The sequence below is a fragment of the Saccharothrix australiensis genome (genome assembly GCF_003634935.1).
GTDB lineage: Bacteria > Actinomycetota > Actinomycetes > Mycobacteriales > Pseudonocardiaceae > Actinosynnema > Actinosynnema australiense.
Window position 1 is genome coordinate 3,517,667 of the sequence record NZ_RBXO01000001.1, and the last position, 20,437, is coordinate 3,538,103.

Annotated in this window: 10 protein-coding genes; 5 read left to right on the forward strand and 5 right to left on the reverse strand. The window is 73.5% G+C overall.

The genetic code is table 11. From position 1 onward, the window contains the following. Positions 1–90: 90 nt before the first annotated feature. Positions 91–2,742: a WD40 repeat domain-containing protein gene (locus C8E97_RS15480; RefSeq protein ID WP_147455130.1), complete on the reverse strand. Its 2,652-nt coding sequence runs from the start codon at positions 2,740–2,742 to the stop codon at positions 91–93. Between the two features lie 119 nt (positions 2,743–2,861). On the opposite strand from C8E97_RS15480, the gene C8E97_RS15485 reads away from it, so the two are divergent. Genes C8E97_RS15485 through C8E97_RS15495 form a run of 3 tightly spaced genes read left to right on the forward strand, consistent with a single transcriptional unit; the run spans position 2,862 to position 14,485 of the window. Then, positions 2,862–4,772 carry a tachylectin-related carbohydrate-binding protein gene (locus C8E97_RS15485; protein ID WP_121006157.1) on the forward strand — a complete coding sequence of 637 codons (1,911 nt, stop codon included), beginning with the start codon at positions 2,862–2,864 and terminating at the stop codon, positions 4,770–4,772. A gap of 36 nt (positions 4,773–4,808) precedes the next feature. Continuing rightward, positions 4,809–13,994 (forward strand): LamG-like jellyroll fold domain-containing protein, encoded by a 9,186-nt coding sequence (locus C8E97_RS15490; RefSeq protein ID WP_121006159.1) that lies wholly within the window; start codon positions 4,809–4,811, stop codon positions 13,992–13,994. A 26-nt stretch (positions 13,995–14,020) separates the two neighbouring features. Then, a complete protein-coding gene (locus tag C8E97_RS15495; RefSeq protein ID WP_147455131.1) occupies positions 14,021–14,485 on the forward strand; it encodes a hypothetical protein in 465 nt (154 codons plus the stop codon). Here the strand turns inward: C8E97_RS15495 and C8E97_RS34605 are convergent. From C8E97_RS34605 to C8E97_RS15505, 3 genes are all read right to left on the reverse strand, one after another. After that, entirely contained in the window at positions 14,482–14,640 is a 159-nt protein-coding gene (locus tag C8E97_RS34605; protein WP_170211871.1) for a hypothetical protein, read from the reverse strand. The two genes, C8E97_RS15495 and C8E97_RS34605, sit on opposite strands and share 4 nt — an antisense overlap. A 50-nt stretch (positions 14,641–14,690) precedes the next feature. Next, on the reverse strand, positions 14,691–14,981 hold the full coding sequence (locus C8E97_RS15500; protein WP_121006163.1) for a hypothetical protein: 291 nt from the start codon (positions 14,979–14,981) through the stop codon (positions 14,691–14,693). A 146-nt stretch (positions 14,982–15,127) separates the two neighbouring features. Continuing rightward, entirely contained in the window at positions 15,128–15,577 is a 450-nt protein-coding gene (locus C8E97_RS15505; RefSeq protein WP_121006165.1) for a hypothetical protein, read from the reverse strand. A gap of 288 nt (positions 15,578–15,865) precedes the next feature. Between C8E97_RS15505 and C8E97_RS15510 the strand changes: the two genes are divergently transcribed. Next, complete coding sequence (locus C8E97_RS15510; protein WP_121006167.1) at positions 15,866–16,786, forward strand: esterase/lipase family protein; 921 nt, start codon at positions 15,866–15,868, stop codon at positions 16,784–16,786. A gap of 22 nt (positions 16,787–16,808) precedes the next feature. Here the strand turns inward: C8E97_RS15510 and C8E97_RS15515 are convergent, their stop codons facing one another. Next, entirely contained in the window at positions 16,809–18,416 is a 1,608-nt protein-coding gene (locus tag C8E97_RS15515; protein ID WP_121006169.1) for a GMC oxidoreductase, read from the reverse strand. A 376-nt stretch (positions 18,417–18,792) separates the two neighbouring features. Here C8E97_RS15515 and C8E97_RS15520 point away from each other — a divergent pair, with 376 nt between their 5' ends. Then, positions 18,793–20,433: a PfaD family polyunsaturated fatty acid/polyketide biosynthesis protein gene (locus C8E97_RS15520; RefSeq protein WP_121006171.1), complete on the forward strand. Its 1,641-nt coding sequence runs from the start codon at positions 18,793–18,795 to the stop codon at positions 20,431–20,433. The last annotated feature ends 4 nt before the right edge of the window (positions 20,434–20,437 follow it).

Genomic DNA, 20,437 nt, shown 5'->3' on the forward strand with positions numbered 1-20,437 from the left:
TCGATCAGCCTGCCGCGGACCGCACCGTCGCGGGCGAGATCCGCCCGCGACCGTCGCCCCCGCTGGTGCGCGCGGGCCCGGCCCCGGTGTTCAGCAAGGCGGCTGGAACTCGACGTCCGGGAGGTGCTTCTCCCACTCCGCGGCGGTGATCCGCGGCGCGGCACGGCAGGCGAGGGCTTCCGCGTCGGCCACGTCGAGGTCCCAGATGTGCGCGGTCCGGTCGGTGCTGCCGGTGGACATGGTCCCGTCCGGGGCGAACGCCACCGAGGTCACCGCTCCCTGGTGACCGGTCAGCACCGCGCGTCCGGTGCGGCTGTCCACGTCCCACAGCCGCACGGTGCGGTCGGTCCCGGTGGAGGCGAGGGTGCGGCCGTCGGGGCTGAACGCCACCGACATGACCACGTCGTCGTGACCGGTCAGCACGGCCTCGGGCCGGAAGCCCCGCACGTTCCACAGCCGCACGGTGTGGTCGTCGCCGCCGGTGGCCAGCAGCCGGCCGTCGGGGCTGTAGGCCACCGTCGTCACGAAGTCGCCGTGCCCGGACAGCACGGCCACTTCGACCGGCTGCCCCGGCCGGCTCACGTCCCACACGCGCACGGTCCGGTCGTCGCTGCCCGCGGCCAGCAGCCGCCCGTCGGGGCTGAACGCGACGGGCTTGACGTTGAGGGCGAACCCGCCCAGCACGGCGACCTCCCGGCCGGTGGCCACGTCCCACAACCGGACGGTGTGGTCCCAACTGCCGGACGCGAGGGTGCGGCCGTCCGGGCTGAACGCCACCGACCACACCGCGTCGGCGTGCCCGCGCAGCGTGGCGAGCTTCGTGCCGGACGGCAGGTCCCACAGCTGGACGGTCCGGTCGCCGCTGCCGGTGGCCAGGCGGGTCCCGTCGTGGTTCAGCGCGACGGAGAAGACGGTGCCGTCGTGCCCGGTCTCCAGCACGGGGCCGGGCTCTCCCGCCGGCCCCCACAACCGCACGGTGCGGTCCCTGCTCCCGGTCACGAGGTGCCTGCCGTCCGGGGTGAACAGCACCGCGTTGACGTAGTCGCGGTGCCCCATCACCGTGGTCGCGAGCGTGCTCAGCAGCCCGTCACGCACTTCGGGCGTGGGGTTCAGGCGGTACGCGCTCAAGCCGAGCTGCGCCGCCAGCGCCGGGTTCGCGGTGCGCAGCCCGACGGCTTCGACGGCGACCTTGTGCGCCAGCGCCGCGTTGCGCTGCGCGGTCACCGCGCTCCGCGCCCGCACCGCGTACGCGGTCGCGACCATGCTGACGACCAGCAGCACCACCAGCGTGGCGACCAGGTACCCCATGCGCTTCGCCCGGTGCCGCCCGGTGGCCTGCTCGGCGAGTTCGAGGGCCACGCCGGCGTCCACGAACGCGCGTTCGCGGGCGGTGAGCCGGGGCAGTTCGCGGGCCAGCGCCAGCCGCGTGCCCCGGTACAGCGAGCCGGGGTCGCGGTCGTGCGCCTCCCAGGCGTCGGTGGCGTCGGTCAGCTCGCGGCGCCTGCGCAGCCCGTCGCGGTCGTCGGCGAGCCAGTCCCGCATCCGCGGCCAGCCTCGCACGAGCGCTTCGTGGGTGATCTCCACGCCGGTGCGGTCGAGCGTGATCAGCCGCGCGCGGGCCAGGTGCTCCAGCACGGGCGCGGTGTCCGGGTCGAGTTCGCCGCGGTTGAGCCTGCGCTTGGTGTCCTCGGTGCCGTCGCCGAGCGCGACCAGGCGGACGAACACGTCCCGTGCGAGCTGCCGCTGACCGGGCGAGAGCGCGTCGTAGGCGGCCTCGGCGGTGCGGGCGATCGCGTCGGTGATGCCGCCCGCCTCCCGGTACCCGGCGAGGGTGAGCATGTTGCCCCGCCTGCGCCGCCAGGTCTCCAACAGGGCGTGCGAGAGCAGCGGGAGCACGCCGGGCCTGCCGACGGCGTCCGCGACGACCGCGGGCACCAACTGGTTCTCCAGGCGGTAGCCGGCGGCCGTGGCCGGGCCGGTGATCACCGCGCGCAGCTCGTCGGCGGACATCGGGCCGACCAGGAGCTGGCCGTCGCGCAGCACGTCCACCAGCTCCGGGTGCTGGGCGCAGTGGGCGTAGAAGTCCGCGCGCACCCCGATCACGACGTGGTGCTCCAGGAGCGACACCACGAACCGGACGCGCTCGTCCTGGTCGTGGCAGAGGGTGAACAGCTCCTCGAACTGGTCGACGACCACCAACTCGTCCGGCCGGCCGGTGATCTCGGCCAACCGGGGCAACGGTCGGCGGCCGGGCGTGATCACGACGGTCGGCCGCGTCCCGCGCGCGTGCACGAGCCCCGCGTGCAGCAGTGACGACTTCCCGGACCCGGACGGCCCGATGACCGCCACGGCCCGCCGTGCGGCGACCAGCGAGCACAGCTCGCTGACCAGGGCGTCCCGGCCGAAGAACCGCGCGGCGTCGCCCTCCCCGAACGCCGCCAGCCCGACGTAGGGCGCGCTGTCGCCGGCGGTCCCGGCGAGCTCCGCGGCCACGCCGCGCCACCGGGCCTCCCACTCGCCCGCGTCGCCGCCGCACGCGCGCACGTAGGCCAGCGTCACGTCCAGCGTCGGCAGCTTGCGGCCCCCGGCGGCCTCGGCGAGCGACGACGCCGAGAAGTGCGCCCGCCCGGCCAGCTCGCGGTAGGACGGACCACCCGCCAGGTCCCGCAGCCGCCGCAGTCCACCCGCGAACTCGGTCAGCGCGGACCCCTCGGCGTCCAGCGGACGCTCGGCTCTCGGCACCACAACCTCCGGGTCGGTGTTCGGACGTTGTTGTCCGACGATCGTCTTTGGGCCTTGGACAACGTAGCTGCCACTACGCATGGAATCCGCAGTTCCGGTCGTCCGAGGGGGAGCCCCAGGTGTTGTCGCGAAGATTCACCCTGCTGTCGGTGCTGGTCATGGCGTCGTCGCTGATGTCGGTGGGGACCGCCACCGCCGATCCGGTCACGGCGCAGGCCGTGACGTGCCGGTCCGACGTGCCCTTCTTCCTCGCCGACGTGTACAACGGCCTGACGCTGACCCGGCACTCCGAGCCGGAGACCGGCGTCGAGGCGGGCGCCTGGTCGACGGGCCAGGGCATCGGCGTGGGCTGGGACGGCAACCTCTTCGCGGGACCCGACGGCCTGGTGTACCACGTCACCCCCGGCAAGGAGCTGTACCGCTACCGCTGGACGGCGTCGGGCTGGGCCGACGGCGGCCGGCCGCAGCAGCTGCCGGGCCTCGGCCTCCAGTTCGCCGGAGGGGCGGCCGGTCGCAACCGGATCGCGGTGGACGAGCTCGGCGACTTCTACTACTTCGAGCTGGGCCGGGGCCTGACCTGGGCGCGGTTCGACGAGGCCACGCGCACCTGGAACACCCGGCTGATCGACGGCGGCGCCAAGTGGACGCTCGCCCGGTACGACATGCTCATCGCGGCCGGGCCCGGCGTGCTGTACGCGCGGGAGTCGCAGGTGGGCAACCTCTTCCGGTTCCAGTACGACGCGGCCAGCGAGCGCTGGATCGAGCACGCGCACCAGGTCGGCGCCGGCGGCTGGGACCGGTTCACCGACGCCGCCGGGGTGGGCGGCGACATCTTCTACGTGTTGGAGAGCAACAACACGCTGAAGTGGTACCGCTACGCCAACGGCGGGTTCGTGACGGGTTCCGGCCGCACCGTCGGCTCCACCTGGCGGGCGGACCTGCGGATCGAAGCGACCAGCGACTCGTGCAAGGCGATCCCGAACGGCCTGCCGACCCGGCCCGTCGTGCCCGCCGTGCCGCACGCGCCGGCGAACCTGCTGGTGGCCGCCGACGGCCGGCTCGACTACTCCTACGTCGACGAGTCGAACCGCACGGTCAACGCCCAGGTCACCGACCTGACCGGCGGCGCGCCGTTCGGGTTCGCCGCGATACCGGGCAACCTCGGCGTCACCGGCACTCCCGCCGCCGTGGACGGCCCGGACGACCGCGTCCGGCTGCTCGCGCTCGGCCTCGACGGCGACCTCCGGTCGAACCGCCAGGTGGCGTCGAACGGGGCGTGGGGGCCGACGGCCCACGTGGGCGGCTTCGCCGCGGGCTCGCCCGCGCTGATCCGGGCGGGCGACGAGTTCAACGCGTTCGCCGTGGACGACGCCGGCTGCCTGTGGCGGCGCGCGTTCCGCAACGAGAACGAACGCCTCGGCTGGTGGCACCAGGGCTGCCACGACCTCGCGCCGCAGGCCCTGACGACGGTGCGCGCCGGCGACACCTGGCACCTCACCGCGCGCACCCGCTCCGGGAGCTACCTGACCAGCGTGCTGAACGGCGCGTGGACGACGTTGCCGGGCACCGGCTTCACCGGCCGGGCCTCGGTGGTCGTGGACGGCAGCGGGCTGCGCAGGCTGTTCGCGCGAGCCGCGGACGGCACCGTCCGGACGCTGGCCGAGACGAGCCCGAACGCGTTCGGGTCCTGGACGGTCATTCCGGGCATCACGGCGGCGGGCGACCCGTCCGCGCTCCTCGCCCCGAACGGGCTGTACGAGGTCGTCGTCCGGGGGACCGACGGCTACGTCCACAACACCGGTCAGCTCTCGATCGGCTCGTCGGGCTGGAGGCCCTGGCGGGAGATCACCGACTACGCCGAGCAGTCGTCCACCGACCCGACGGCGGTGGCGGTGCCCGCGCGGAACGCGTGGGTGGTCGCGTTCCGCGACCTCAACGACGCGCCCAGGCTGCGACGCGCCCAGTCGGGCGCCCACGCGGCCCTCGGCGGTGCGGGTTTCGTCGACCTGCCGCTGACCGCCGCCCGCTAGTCCGTCCGCCCAGAAGGCCACCGGGGGAGTCCTGCCGTGCCGGTTTTCCGTTCGCGCTCCAACGCCTTCCTGCCCGCTCCCGTGCCGCCGACGCGGCGCTGGACGGCCCTGCTGCTCGCGGTCGCGCTGGTCGTCGGGGTCTTCGGCCCCGAGCTGGGCCGACTGTGGCCGCGCTACGCCGAGGTCGCCGCCCCCGCCTCGGGGCCCGCGCAGCGGTGGGGCAGCGCGGACGGGCTGCCCCACGAGGACGGTGACGGCAAGGGCAACACGGCGGACCCGGTGTCGTTGCAGTCGCAGTACCCGCCGGTGGAGGGCCAGGCCGACCCCGCGCCGGCGGCCAACGCGGTGGAGGTGGTCGACCCCGTGCCGCAGGTGCGGGGCTTCGACCAGGCCACCAGCACCGAGATCCCGGAGCTGCGCGGTCGGTCGCAGCGCACGTTCCGCAACGGCGACGGCACGCAGACCACCGAGTTCTCCGAGGTGCCCGTCAACTACCGGGCCGCCGACGGGAGCTGGCAGCCCGTCGACCCGGCGTTCGTGCCGAAGGAGAAGGGCGAGGGCTGGCGCAACAACGCCGACCAGGTCTCCATCGTCGCCGCGCCGCGCGCCGCCGCGTCCGGTGTCGTGCGGGCTGCGTTGGATGACGGGCACGCGATCGAGTTCGGCGTCGCGGACGCGGCGGAGGTGCCCGGCGAGGTGTCCGGCAACAGCGTCACCTACCGGGGCGTGCGGCCCGACGCCGATCTCACCGTCACCTCGGAACCGGGCCTGCTCAAGGAGGTCGTGCGGCTGAACACGCCGAACGCGCCGCGTTCCTGGCTGTTCCCGCTCACCCTGACCGGCCTGACCGCCGAACGGGTCGACGGCGGGGTGCTGCTCCACGACGAGAAGGGCGTGCGCCGGGCGCACATCCCCGACGGCTTCATGACCGACGCGTCACCGCCGGACGAGTCGGGCGCGGTGCCCACCTCCTACGGCGTGACCTACGAGCTGGTGCGGCACGACGGGAAGCCGGCGCTGCGCATGGACCTCGACGCGGCCTGGCTGGACGACCCGGCGCGCGCCTACCCGGTGTCGGTCGACCCCCCGGTCGACATGCGCGCCGCCGCGTCGAGCATGTACGTGCAGCGCGACAACAACGGCAACAACTTCAGCCGCGTCGACGGCGACCTGAAGGTCGGCCGGTCGTCGGTCAGCACGGCCGCGAGCTACCTGTCGTTCCCCGGCGTCGAGGACGCGCTGCGCAACCACAAGATCTTCGGCGCCAACCTGTCGCTGCTCAACTACCAGTCGTCGTCGTGCAGCGCCCGGCCCATCACCGTGCACCCGGTCGTGGTGCCGTGGACGGCGAACAACTCCCACAAGTACCCGGGGCCGGCGGTCGGCGACGCGCTCGCGTCGTCGAGCTTCGCGCACGGCTACATCGCTTCCGGCAGCACCAAGTCCCGGTGCCCGTCGACGACGGAGACCGTCGCGCTCGGCGACGACGGCCGCGACCTGGTGCAGCGCTGGGTGACCGGCGCGCAGGCCAACCACGGCCTGTCGGTGCGCGGCTCGGAGACCGACCCCAAGAGCTGGAAGGTCTTCACCGGCGCGGGCACCGCGAACCCGCCGCGCCTGGCCGTGACCCACACGCCCTACAACGCCTCCTACAAGTTCCTGCGCCCGGTGCCCGAGCCGCCGGTGACCCGCACCCGGGCGGGCAAGGTCCGGATCGAGGTCACCAACCTCGGCGCGGAGAAGTGGACGCCCGGCATCTACGCCCTGGCGTACCGGTACTTCGGCGCGAACGGCCAGTACCTCGGCTGGTCGGAGTCCGCCGCGCTGCCGTCGGTGGTCGAGCGCGGCGGGACGGTCGAGCTGGACGCGACGATCAACGCGACACCGCCGGGCAGCTACCGGTTCGAGTTCACCATGATCAAGCGCGGGGTCGCGTTCTTCACCGACGAGCAGATCCCGCCCGCCGCGCTGGCGTTCCAGGTCATCGACGTGCCACCGGTGATCAAGGAGCAGTACCCGCCCAACGGCTACTCCGCGCCGACGCTCACCCCCAGCCTGTGGGCCAGGGCGCTGGACGTCGACGCGCCGCCGAACGGCTCGTTGCAGTACCGCTTCGAGGTGTGCGACTCCGACAAGCGCAACTGCTTCGACTCCGGGCGCCTGGCCAAGGCGACGTGGACCATCCCGCACGGCAAGCTGTTCTGGAGCCGGAGCTACCTCTGGCGGGCGTTCGCGTTCGACGGCGCCTCCGAGAACGAGAAGCTGCCGTTCAGCACCCTGCTGACCGCCGTGCCGCAACCGGAGATCACCGCGCACCTGGGCAACGCGCCCTACGGCGGCCGGTCGACCGACGTCGACCCGCAGGTGGGCAACTACACCACCGGCGCGGTCGACGCCTCGCTGGGCACGCCCGGCCCGTCGCTGACCGTCGCCCGCACCTACAACAGCCTGGACCCGAGGCGTGACAACGCGTTCGGCGCGGGCTGGTCGACCGTCTACGACATGCGCGTCACGCCGGACGGCGACGGCTCCGGCAACGTCGTCGTCAGCTACCCGGACGGCCAGCAGGTCCGGTTCGGCGCCAACAAGGACGGCTCGGGCAACCCGGTGGGCGGCCGGCTCGCACCGCCGCAGGGCAGGTACGCGACGCTCGTGCCGCAGCCCGAGGGCGGCTGGACGTTGGCGGACAAGAACGGCACGACCTACGTGTTCGGCGGCGACGGCAGGCTGACCGGCATCATCGACCGCGCTCAGCGCCACCAGGAACTGACCTACACCGGCGGGCGGCTCGCCGCGGCCACCGACCGCGCCAACGGTCGCAAGCTGGAGTTCACGTGGCAGGGCGACCACGTCGCCTCGGTCACGGCGGGCGGGTCGACCTGGAACTACACCTACGAGGGCGACCGCCTGACCTCGGTGTGCGACCCGGACGACGGGTGCACCAGGTACTCCCACACCGCGGGGTCCCACTACCGCAGCACGGTCCTCGACGCCAAGCCGGACGCCTACTGGCGGCTCGGCGACCGGGGCGGGGACAACGCCGTCAGCCAGATCGGCATCAACCTCGGCGCGGACAAGGCGCGGCTGACCGATGTCGCGCTCGGCGGGGAGGGCGCGCTGTCCGGCACCGACGACAAGGCGGCCGGCTTCAACGGCGGCTCGTCGGTGATGAGGCTGCCCGACGGCCTGGTCCGGCGGACCCGCGAGCTGACCGTCGAGCTGTGGTTCAAGACCACGACCGGCGGCCCGCTGCTGGGCGCGCAGCTCAAACCGCTGGGTGAGAACGACAACCCGACCTCGGCGACGCTGCTGGAGGTCGGCGCGGACGGCAAGCTCACCGGCCGCTTCCCCGGCGTCATCCCGTTCCCGCCGCCCAGCGCGGGCCCGGTGAACGACGGCCGCTGGCACCACGTCGTGCTCACCGGCTCGCTGACCACCCAGACGCTGTACCTGGACGGGCAGCAGGTGAGCACCCGCGCCGGGGTCATCGACACCTCCGAGATGGCCTACAGCCAGATCGGCGCGGCGTTCTCCGGCGGCACGCGCAAGTGGTTCGCCGGCCAGGTCGACGAGGTCGCGGTCTACCAGCACCCGCTCGGCGCGCCCGCGGTGCGGGACCACTTCCGCGCCAGGGAGGCCACCGACCACGTCGCCGAGGTGAAGCTGCCCAGCGGCCGGGTCGCCGCCCGCCTGGACTACGACACCGCCGCCGACCGGGTGCGCGAGTACGTCGACCACAACGGCGGCACCTGGAAGCTCTCGGTGCCGGCGGTGTCCGGTCCGCCGACGAACATCATCCGCACCGTTCGGCTCACCGACCCCGCGAACCGCGCCCACTACTACGACTTCGACCCGCTGCGCGGTCGGATCGTGCGCTACCTCGCCCCGCTGGGCACCTCCACCCGCCCGGAAGACCTGCCGCCCACCACGACGGCCACCCGACCACCGCCGTCGTGCACCACACCGCCGCCGGGCGAACCGGTGTTCTGCGACGTGCCCACCGACGGCGGCCCCGGCTCGTTCCCGCCGGTCGAGGCGCAGGGCGCGCGCAGCTACCACTACGACGCCAACGGCTTCCAGAGCACGATCGCCGACGAGAACGGCAACACCGTCACCCTCGTGCAGGACGACCGCGGCAACATCCGTTCCCGCAAGACGTGCCGCACCGGGCCGACCGACTGCCAGACCGCGCACTTCGAGTACTACAACAGCGACAACCTCACCGATCCCCGGCTGGACAAGCTGATCTCGGCGCGCGACCCGCGCTCGGCGTCGGCCACCGACACGACCTACCGCACGCTCTACACCTACACCTCGCGCGGCGACCTGGAATCGCAGACGACGCCGGACGGGGCCGTGGTGCGCCACACCTACACCACGGCGACCACGCCCGCGTTCGGCGGTGGCAGCACGCCGGCGGGCCTCGTGCACACCTCCACCGACGCGCGCAACGCGCAGACGGTCTACTCCTACTTCCGCAACGGCGACCTCGCGGAAGTGCGCACCCCGAGCGGGTTCGCCACCCGCTTCACCTACGACGCCCTGGGGCGCAGGACGTCCTCGACCCAAATCTCCACCGCCCACCCCGGCGGCGTGACGACCACCTACACCTACGACAAGCTGTCCCGCCGCACGTCGGTCACGACGGCCGCGACGACCAACGCCGTGACCGGAGCCCGGCAGCAGTCGCGCACCACCACGGCCTACGACGTCGACGGCAGGCCCGAACGCGTCCAACTCGAAGACCTGACCGGCGGTGCCGTCACCCGGTCGTCCACCGTGGAGCACGACGACCGCGGTCGCGTCGCGCTCACCAGGAACGCCGAGGGGCACGAGACCAGCTACCGCTACGACGTGTTCGGGAATCTCACGTCGATGGTGAACGCCGCGGGCGTCAACTTCGAGTACGCCTACACGGCCCGCAACAAGCTCGCCGAGGTGCGGGTGAAGGGGTGGAACAGCGACCCCGGCGACGCGCCGCCGACCGAGCAGCTCGTCCTGGCCTCCTACGCGTACGACCTGGCGGGCCGGCTCGTCCGGGAGACCGACGCGATGGGCCGCGCCACCCGGTACCGCTACTACTCCGACGACCTGCTGCGCCAGGTGGTCGCGGCGGGTTCGCGCGAGATCGTGCTGGAGGACAACACCTACGACGCCGCTGGCCACCTGACCCGCAGCACGCAGGCCGGCGAGCGCGTGTCGGCGTTCGAGTACGACGCCACCGGCAGGCTCACCGCCACCACCGCCGACCCCGCCGGGCTGAAGCGGCGCTCGGTGCTGTCCTACGACCCCAACGGCAACGTCACCAAGGTCGTGCGCACCGGCAACGAGTCGAACACCGGCGTCCTGGACGACGGTGTCAGCGAGACCACCGAGTTCGGTTACGACCAGGCGGGCCGGCAGACCTCGCAGACCGTGTGGCTCGGCGCGGACCGGCTGGTCACGAACTACGGGTACGACCAGCGCGGCCTGCTGACCTCGTCGACCGACCCGCGGGCCGGCGACGCGCACACCTCGCTGTTCGGCTACGACGAACTCGGCAGGCTGGTCACCGCGTCCACGCCGCCGGTCACCGCCGAACGGCTCGGCGCGCAACCGGAGACCAAGCGGGCCGTCACGACCCTCGGCTACGACGTGTCCGGGTCCGTCGTGGACGCCCGCGACGCGGCGGGCCGCACCACCCACGTGGACCACGACAAGCTCGGCCGCCAGGTCGCCACGCACCTGCCGGACTACACGCCGCCGGGCGCGACCGAGCCGATCAAGGCCGTGTGGCGCACCGCCTACGACGAACTCGGCAACGTCACCGAGACCACCGACCCGCGCGGCGCGGTGAGCCGGTTCACCTACGACCAGCTCGGCCGGCTGGTGTCCTCGGTGGCGCCGAAGTGGGACGTCCCCGGTGAAGCGGGCGGTACGACCGCCTACACCTACACCAGGGTCGGCGAACTGCTCGCGGTGACCGGACCGACCGGCGCGCGGACCGAACGCACCTACGACGAGTTCGGCCGGATGGACACGCTCTCCGTCCTGGAGCGCAAGCCGACGCCCGGCACGTACACGACCCGCTTCTCCTACCGCGACACCGGGGAGCTCGCGACGACCACGTCACCGGGCGGGGTGGTCGACAAGATCGACTACGACGCCGCGGGCGACCCGATCACGTTCACCTCGGGCGCGGGCGTGCGCACCCGGCTCGGCTACGACCGGGCGGGCCGCCCGGTGAAGTCGGTGGACGGCCTCGGGCGGACCCGCCGCGTCCAGTACGACCAGGCGGGGAGGGCGGTCAAGAGCCTCGACATCGCCCCGACCGGCGGCCTGCTGCGCCAGACCGCCACGGGCTACGACCGGGCGGGCAACGCGATCTCCCACACCGACCCGGAGCAGCGGGTCACGGAGGTGGCGGTCGACGCGCTCGGCCGCGTCACCCGGCAGACCGAGCCGGTGGCGGCGGGCGAGTCCCTCACGACCTCGTTCGGCTACGACATCGTCGGCAACCCCACCAGGTTCACCAACGGCCGCGAGCACAGCACGTGGACGACGTTCACCAGCTGGGACCTGCCGGAGTCGGTGGTGGAGCCGTCGACCACCGCCCACCCCGCGCCCGGCGACCGCACCTGGACCACGTCCTACGACGCCGCGGGCAACCCGGTGAGCACGGTGGCGCCGGGCGGTGTGCGCCGTGACCGCACGTTCGACCTGCTCGGCCTGCTGCGCGCGGAAACCGCCCCCGACACCGCCGAGCGCGTGCTCGACTACGACGACCTCGGGCGGCTCGTCCGGGCGGGTGGCAACACCTTCTCCTACGACGACCGCGGCGCGCTGCTCGACACCGCCGGCCCGTCGGGCGCCTCGTCGTTCCGCTACAACGGGGACGGCGACCTGCTCTCCCGCGCCGACGCCTCCGGCACCTCGGCCTTCACCTACCTCGACGGGCGGCTGAAGACCCTCCGCGACGGCATCACCGGCACCGTGCAGACGCTGGGCTACGACGAAGCGGGCGCGCTGTCGACCGTCGACTACGGCGGCCGGGGCGTGCGCAGGTTCGACTACGACGAGCTGGGCCGGCTCAAGACCGACGCGGTGGGCACGGCGGCGTCCACCGCCTACGGCTACGACCTGGCGGACCGGCTCACCGGCAAGACCACCACCGGTGTCGCGGGCGCGGGGACGCAGACCTACGGCTACGACTTCGCCGGACGCCTCACGTCGTGGAACGGTGTCGCCTACGGCTGGGACGCGGCCGGGAACCGCACCCGCGTCGGCGACAAGACCGCGCAGTACGACGAACGCGACCGCCTCCTGACCGACGGGGCCAGCAGCTACACCTACACCCCACGGGGAACGCGCGCGACGAAGACCACCGGGACGACCGTCGTCCCCTTCGCCTTCGACGGTTTCGACCGGATGACCGCGCAGGGCGCGACCCACTACACCTACGACGCGCTGGACCGGGTCGCCACGCGGGACGCGACCGGGTTCTCCTACAGCGGTCCGGGCAACGACCTGGCCTCGGACGGCTCGGCCACGTTCAGCCGCGACCCGTCCGGCGAGGTGATCGCGCTGGCGTCCGGCGCGGACCAGCGGCTCACGGTGGCCGACGCGCACGGCGACGTCGTCGGCGGCTTCGACCCGGCGACCGGGCCGACCGCGCTGGCCGATTCCGCGTCCTACGACCCGTTCGGCGCGGTGACGGCGGTCGGCGGGGCGAAGCGCCCGCTCGGCTTCCAGGGCGACCACACCGATCCCGAGACCGGCCAGGTCAACATGGGCGCGCGGTGGTACGACCCGGCGAGCGGCGCGTTCGACAGCCGGGACGACGCCTCGCTGCCCACCTCCCCGTCGGCGATGGCGAACCGGTACGGCTACGGGTCCTCGTCGCCGGTGAACTTCACGGACCCGTCCGGGCACAACTCGCTGCCGCCGGGCTGGACCTGCACGCCGAGCTGGTGGGACCCGTTCAGCGGCAACCAGTCCGCGGACTGCCACATGACCCCGCCGAGCGACGACGGCGGCGTGGGCGGCAGCACCTGCGGCGGCGGCGGGGTGGACCCGAGAATCCAGACGCGCGCCCCCCGCTGCTGTTCCGGCGGCACGGCGAGCAAGGCGTCCAACGGGTGCGCCGGCAGCTCCACCACCACCATGAAGGGCGGCAAGGGCACCAGCATGAAGGGCGGCAAGGCCGGCGGGAAGGGCGGCGGGCGCAAGAACGCCACGAAGCCCAAGCCGAAGCCCGACCCGGCGATCGCCGCCCGGAAGGAGGCCCGCAACAGCGCCCGCACCAACCCGCGGCCGATCCCGCAGGCCATGCGCACGCCGCTGTACGGCTCGACGTACACCCCGCCGGTCTCGTCCGCGCCGCACGCGTGGTCCCACGAGGTGGGCGACTACCAGGAGCCGGTCGACGACGTCAACGAGAGCTACCGTCGACTCCAGCGGTCGCTGACGGTCGACCCGGGCACCCTGCTGGGCAAGGTCGCCGACACGGTGGCGGCGCCCTCCGAGATCACCGCGACCAACGCGGCGAACAAGTTCCGCATGGACCCGGAGTCGGGCGCAGGCCAGCGGCACAACCGCGAGGACTTCCCGACCCAGGAGGAGTACGAGCAGTACTGGGGCGAGAAGAACGGTTGCGTCGACAACGGGACCTGGGACCGGACGGGTCCGGAGTGCGACCCGCCGAACCCCGCCGACACGGCCCGGCAGAACCGGGCGGTCGGTGACTTCCTGATGATGCTGCTCGGTGTCGACGACATCAGCGCCTGCTTCGAGGACGGTTCGATCGAGGGCTGCCTGTGGTCCGCGATGGCGATCATCCCCGGCGGCAAGCTCGCCAAGGGCGCGAAGCTCGGCGAGCTCTCCGGCGACGCGGCGCACCTCGGCGACGCCGGTCGGCACATGGTCGGGAACTCCGGCAAGCTGGCCCTGCCGTTCCACGACCCGGCCCTGCGCGACCAGGTCCGGAGCGTGGTGGAGCACTTCGACAAGTTCGGCACGCCGCCCGCCGGCGTGTTGCAGGGCGGCAGCAGGCGTGGGGACGGGATCTACCGGGGTGGCGGCCTGCCTCCCAAGTCCGACAAGTACTACGTGGAAACCGATGTGTGGCCCACGAAACCGGGGGAGCACCGCAAGAGCGGGCGGCTGGTCATGGGCGCTCTGGGCGAGGTCTACTACACCAACCACTACGATGACGGCTTCGCGCTGATCCGCTCGGGATACTAGGGACGTTCGTGGACCTGAGAGATGTGGTGAGACGCCATCCGTGGCTCGGGGAACGACCGCACCTGGTCGAGGCGGACCGCCGGGAGGACTTGATCCGGGCGCTGGGAGCGGCGGACGGCGTCCGGGTGCGGACGGTGCGGGCGCGGACGTCGGTGCCCGAACTGGTCACCGGGATCGGGCGGGCGCTGGAGTTCCCCGAGCCTCTGCCGCGCGGCTGGTGGGCGTTCAACGACTACTACCGCGAGATCGACCGGCTCTCGCTCGGCCCGTTCGCGGTGGTGGTGGACGACGCGGACCTGCTGGCCCGGAGCGCGGGCGTGGCGGCCTTCGTCGGAGCGGTGCACCGCTTGCTCTCCATCGCCGACGGAGGCGAACCGTGGGAGGACGTGGACGTGCGCGTCGGGTACTTCTTCGTCGGGAGGTGGGCGGAGCTGGTCTCGCAGGGCGCCCGCGGGGTCGGCCCGGTCGACCGGGCCGACCCCGCGGGCTAACGCCGCGCGGGTGGCTCGCCGAGGGTGGCCTGCGCCTGGTCGAGCATCGTCCGCATGCCGTTCAGGAAGCTGGTCGCGTCGTGCAGCGCCGTGTGGAGCTGCTCGGCCAACTCCTCCGACGCGCTGGTGAACACCACCACCTCGGTCGACTCCAAGCGCTGGTTCAGCGACGAGACCGCGGTGCGCCAGCGGTGCAGCAGGTCGATCAGCTCGGCGTCGTGGCGCGGTCCGGCGCGAGCAGCAGCAGGTTCACCCCGAAGCCCTGCGCCGAGCGCGGCACCTGGAAGTCGGAGTGCGTGCGCAGCAGCGCGCTGGTCGCGAACTCGCGGTAGGCGCGGCTGCGGGCGTACTCCTCCACCGTGTCGCGCGCCAGGTCGTCGCTCAACGCGTCGGTGGTCGCGACCTCAAGCAGGAACAGGTCCTGCGGCCTGGTTAACGCGGTGAGGTTCGCCGGCAGCTCGGTGTCGTGGTCGAACGGCTCGCCGACCAGTCGCACGTCGTCACTCGGACTCCTCGCGCCGGCGGCTCCACCCCACCTCCCCGCGACGCCGAGAGGCTGCCCGCCCCGGACAGGGCGGGCAGCCTCTCGGTCAGTGCCGAACCCCGCATGGCCAAATGCCGGGTACGCCGAGGTCGAGCCGGTCAGCCGATACCGTAGACGTGCACCGTCACGTGGCCGTCCGCGCCCTTGATCACGTAGGGCTCGTGGTGGCCCCGGTAGGGCAGGCAGCCGTCGGCGAGCCGGTCGTCGGAGCCCCCGTCGCGGTCGTTGACGAAGGCGCACACCTGCTCGACGGCGTCCTCGGGGAACGGCACCTCCTCCACGGCGGCGCCGGTCGTCGGGTAGCGCCACCGGGACGGGATGTCCCCGGCGCGGCCCTGGTGCCACAGCAGCCGGTCCTGGTCCGCCTGCCGCAGGACCACCGCGCCGTACGGCTCGGGGTCCCGGTGCTCGCCGGGGTCGGCGAACTCGATCGAGTACGCCACCCGCGTCCGCTGCTCCGCCCCGGCGGGGCCGACGCCGGACAGACCGGTCAGCAGCAACCCCGCCGACGCGACCAACGACGCCTTGCCCAACCACCCGACGACCATTCCTGCCTCCGCACCCGTGATGGCGTTGCCGACACCGCTCGAACGTAGGCAGCGGAGGCCCACCCCGCCGCGCGCAGCGCGAAAACCGTCCGCGCGGGTGAGGTGTCCACGTCCGGACGGTGAACGTGCCCTGCGCCGGACACGGACGGTGTCCTGCACGGCCCGGTCGTACGGGTGGTGCGGAGAGCGCGACAACCACCCCATCGTGTGGCCGGATGAGGGGCGGCAGCAGCCCCTGTGGCGACTACTGTCATGCGGCGACCTGGTGCCCGGAGAAGGGTTCGCGCCATGTGGCGGTTACTGGTGGTGTCGGTGCTGGTCCCCCTGCTGCTGTGGTCGTCGGGGGTTTCGGCGGCCTCGGGCGTGCTCGTGGGACGGTCGGGCGCGGCGGCGTTGGCCAATGCCGCGCTGCGGCCCGACACCCCGCCGGACGGGGCGAACGACTGGTCCTGCGCGCCCTCGCCCGCGCACCCCCGGCCGGTGGTGCTGGTGCACGGCACGGTCGAGAACATGACCTACAACTGGTTCGCGCTCGCCCCGCTGCTGGCCGACGAGGGGTACTGCGTCTTCGCGTTCAACTACGGCCAACGCCCCGGTCGCGTCGTCGGGCTGCCGGGTTCCCGCCTCGCCGGTGGCGTCGCGCCCATCGCGGAGTCGGCCGCCGAGCTCGCCGCGTTCGTCGACGAGGTGCGGTACCGCACCGGCGCGGCCGAGGTCGACCTCGTCGGCCACAGCCAGGGCGGGCTGATGCCGCGCCACTACCTGAAGTTCCTCGGCGGCGCGGCCGCGGTGCACCACCTCGTCGCCCTGGCCCCGCCCAACCACGGGACCACCGTGCTGGGCCTCTCCCGGCTGCCCGGCGTGCCCGAGCTGCTCGCCGCCGGCCTCGGCGAGTCGGTGGCGGACCAGGTCGTCGGCTCGGACTTCCTGCGCGCGCTCAACGCGGGCGGCGACACCGTGCCCGGCGTGCGCTACACGGTGATCGCCACCCGCTACGACGAGGTGGTCACCCCCTACACCTCCGCCTTCCTGGACGGCCCGGAGGTCACCAACATCACCCTGCAACGGCTGTGCGGCCCGGCGCACGCCTCCGAGCACCTCGCCGTCCCCTTCGACCAGGCGGCGCTCCGGCACGTCCTCAACGCGCTGGACCCGGCCCACGCCCGGCCGGTGGCGTGCGGCTTGGCGCTGCCGGTCGTCGGCGGCTGACCGACCCCTGGGCCCGCGGTGGTCAGATGACCGTGCCGACGTCCTGCGCCACGATCCGGTCCAGGCAGCGCTCGGCCAGCGCCGTGATCGTCCACGACGGGTTGCAGCACGCGGTGGAGCCGGGGATGAGGGAGCCGTCGGTGACGTAGAGGCCGGGGTTGTCGTGGACCCGGCCGTACGGGTCGCACACCGGCCCGATCACCGCGCCGCCCAGCGGGTGGAAGGTGTTCGGGTCCACCGGCTGGACGGGGGCGAACACCCCTCCGCTGGTCAGGGCCATCCGCGTGACCGCCGCGTCGATCGCGATCTCGGGGTCGACGTCGGAGGTCGGCGGCCACACCAGCCGGGCCGAGTCGGTCAGCGGGTCGTAGTGGAACGCGCCGTGCCCGTTCGGGATCGCCATGCCCGCCACGTACATGGAGAACGTCTCGACGTCGAACGGCGCCGGCGGGTGGAACAGCGTCACGGGACCGGTGCCGGCGTCCCAGTCGAGCGCCGCGATCGCGGTCGGACCGCCCTGGTGCGGCAGGGTGGGGTCGAGCGGTTCGGTGCGCAGGAACACCCGGTCGCCGTTGGTGCCCCAGAAGCGGCCGACGTCGGGCGGCAGGTTCGGCATCGTCCCGGACCCCTTCGCCCGCACCAGCAGCCGCGAGGTGTTGGCCGACCCGGCGTTGAGCAGCACGGTGTCGGTGTGCACCACGACGTTCTCCTGCACCACGCCGTCGGTGTCGATGCGGTGGCAGCGCAGCACGTACCGGGTCGTGCCGCCGGGCGCGAGCTCCTTCACCACGTGCAGCGGCGCGATGGTGACCAGGCCGGTCGCCACCGCCTCGGCCAGGTAGGTCTTGTCCACCGAGTACCGGGCGCCGTTGTTCACGCCGTACAGGAACTCGCCGTGCGACGTCCACGGCGGCAGGTCGCCGCGCAGCTCGGCGCGGATGACGTCCCAGTTCATCGGTTGCAGCACGCGCACACCGGTGGTGCCTGCCCGTTCGGCGTCGGCGAGGAACTTCCGGGAGGACGTGTAGCGGACGTGGTTGAGGATGTCGTCCGGTATCGGCGTCATCCGCAGCATCGACGCCACCCTGGGGTAGTGGACGGCGGCCATCTCGTCGTAGTCCACCGAGGAGGGCATGACCCTGGTGAACAGCTCCTCGGACGGTTGCAGCGAGATCCCCTCGTAGTGCAGGGAACCGCCGCCGACGCCCGCGCCGCACAGGACGCTCATCCCGACCCCGCGAACCCGTTCCACCAGGCCGGTGTAGGGCTGGAACACGGCGGGCGGCGACGACGGCACCACCGGCGTCGGCTCCAGCCAGCTCACCCGCCGGTCGGGGTGGTAGAAGCGCGGGAAGGTGTTGTCGTTGGGGACGCTGTTCCACCAGCGGCCCCGTTCCACCACGAGGGTGCGCACCCCGGCGCGGGCCAGGCGCAGGGCCGCGACACCGCCGCCGAACCCGCTGCCCACCACGACGGCCCGGTACCACTCGTCGCGCGTCGGCGCGGGCGCGGGGAAGCCGACGTCGGGCAGGGCCCGCGCCGCCGCGGCCTCGCCCAGCCCGACCGTCGCGGCCGCGGCGCCGACACCGGCCAGGAAGCCGCGTCGGGAGATGCGCTGTCCCGTGGTCATGTTCCGGGTCCTTCCAGCTGTGGTGGAGGGGGCCTCCTGACCATCCGGGCCGGCGGGACGGGCCGCAATGAAGCGGGGGACCCCGGTCGGACAGCCCGAACCATCCGGCCGCCGGGCCCGCCGTCGGCGGGTTCGCGCTGGTCGCCGTCGCGCGCTCGGTGGGACGCCCGGCGGCGTCATGCTTCCGGGCCGGCACCAGCAGGCGGCTTATGCCCTCCGGTGGCGCGCCGCAGACTCGGTGCGACGCGGGCTTCGGACCAGCGGGGCTCCGGACCGGTGGGTCCGGACCGGGACCGGCGGGCTTCGGGCCGGCGGGTCCCGGCCCGGTGACCACCGCACCGGGCCGCGCCCGGCACAGAGAGGACGGTGACCGCTGATGGCAGCCGGTCCCGATGTCCGACCGCAGGCGCACGGGCGCGAGGACGGCGCGCACCTCCGGGGTGTCGCGGCGGGGCAGGCGGTGTTCGACGAGGCGGGCATCGTGGCGGCGGTCGGCCGGGTGCGGGAGCGGGCGCACCTCGTGGTGCTCGACGGGCGGGTGGGCGTGGCGCTCGACGACGGCGGCGGTCCGCCACCCGGCGGGCACGTGGGCACGCTGCCTCCGCTGTACCCCGAGTGGCTGGGCGACCGCTCGTTCTGCCAGGCGCACGGCGTGCGCTTCCCTTACGTGGTCGGGGAGATGGCCAACGGCATCGCTACCACCGGCATGGTCGCCGCGGCGGCGCGCGCGGGCCTGCTGGGCTTCTTCGGCGCGGCCGGCCTGCCCGTCGCCGCCGTCGACCGGGCGCTGGACGAGCTGGCCGCGACGCCGGGCGAGCACGCGCCGTGGGGGGTGAACCTCATCCGCTCGCCGCACGAGCCCGCCACCGAGAACCGGGTCGCGGACCTGTTGCTGCGGCGGGGTGTCCGGCGCGTGTCGGTGTCGGCGTTCACCGAGCCGAGCCTCGCCGTGGTGCGGTGCGCGGCGACCGGGCTGCGGCGCGGTCCGCACGGGGTGCACCGCCGCGTGCGGTTGTTCCCCAAGGTCTCCCACCCGGTCGTCGCCGAGCGGTTCATGTCGCCCGCGCCCGCCGCGCTGCTGCGCGCGCTGGTGGACGACGGGCACCTGACGCGGGAGGAGGCCGAGCTGGCGGGCCACGTGCCGCTGGCCGAGGACATCACCGTCGAGGGCGACAGCGGCGGCCACACCGACAACCGGCCGCTGGTCGCGCTGCTGCCCGCGATCACGGCGTTGCGCGACGAGGTGGTGCGCCGGTTCGGCTACCGGGAGCCGGTCCGGGTGGGCGCGGCGGGCGGGCTGGGCAGCCCGGCCGGTGTCGCGGCGGCGTTCGCGCTCGGCGCGGCCTACGTGCTGACCGGGTCGGTGAACCAGGCCGCGGTGGAGTCCGGGCTGTCCGCCGACGCCAAGGAGATGGTCGCCGCCGCGGACATCTCCGACGTGGTGATGGCGCCGGCCGCCGACCTGTTCGAGTTCGGCGGCAAGGTGCAGGTGCTGAGCCGCGGCACCATGTACGCGGTCCGGGCCGCCAAGCTGTACGAGCTGTACGTGGGCCACTCGTCGCTGGAGGAGATCCCGGACCGGGTGCGGCTCAAGCTGGAGCGTGAGGTGCTGCACGCCTCGCTGGAGGAGGTGTGGGCGGAGACGGCCCGGTTCTGGCAGGCGGTCGACCCCGGTCAGCTCGTCCACGCGGAGGCCGAGCCGAAGCACCGGATGGCGTTGCTGTTCCGCTGGTACCTGGGCCGGTCCAGCCACTGGGCGATCGACGGCGAGCGCGCCCGCCGCGCCGACTACCAGGTGTGGTGCGGACCGGCGATGGGCGCGTTCAACCGGTGGGCCGCCGGCAGCCACCTCGCGCCGGTCGGCAACCGCTCGGTGGGTGACATCGGGCTGAACCTCCTGGAAGGGGCCGCCGTCGTCACCAGGGCCCAGCAGCTGCGCAGCCACGGCCTGCCCGTGCCGGCGCGGGCATTCGCGTTCACGCCGCGCCGACTGGCCGGAGAGAGGCACGGAGCTTGAGGTG

Coding starts and splice junctions, on each gene's coding strand:
- C8E97_RS15505 (WP_121006165.1), bottom strand. CDS start 15,577: ATGGTCGTCGGGTGGTTGGGCAAGGCGTCGTTGGTCGCGTCGGCGGGG.
- C8E97_RS15510 (WP_121006167.1), top strand. CDS start 15,866: ATGTGGCGGTTACTGGTGGTGTCGGTGCTGGTCCCCCTGCTGCTGTGG.
- C8E97_RS15515 (WP_121006169.1), bottom strand. CDS start 18,416: ATGACCACGGGACAGCGCATCTCCCGACGCGGCTTCCTGGCCGGTGTC.
- C8E97_RS15520 (WP_121006171.1), top strand. CDS start 18,793: ATGGCAGCCGGTCCCGATGTCCGACCGCAGGCGCACGGGCGCGAGGAC.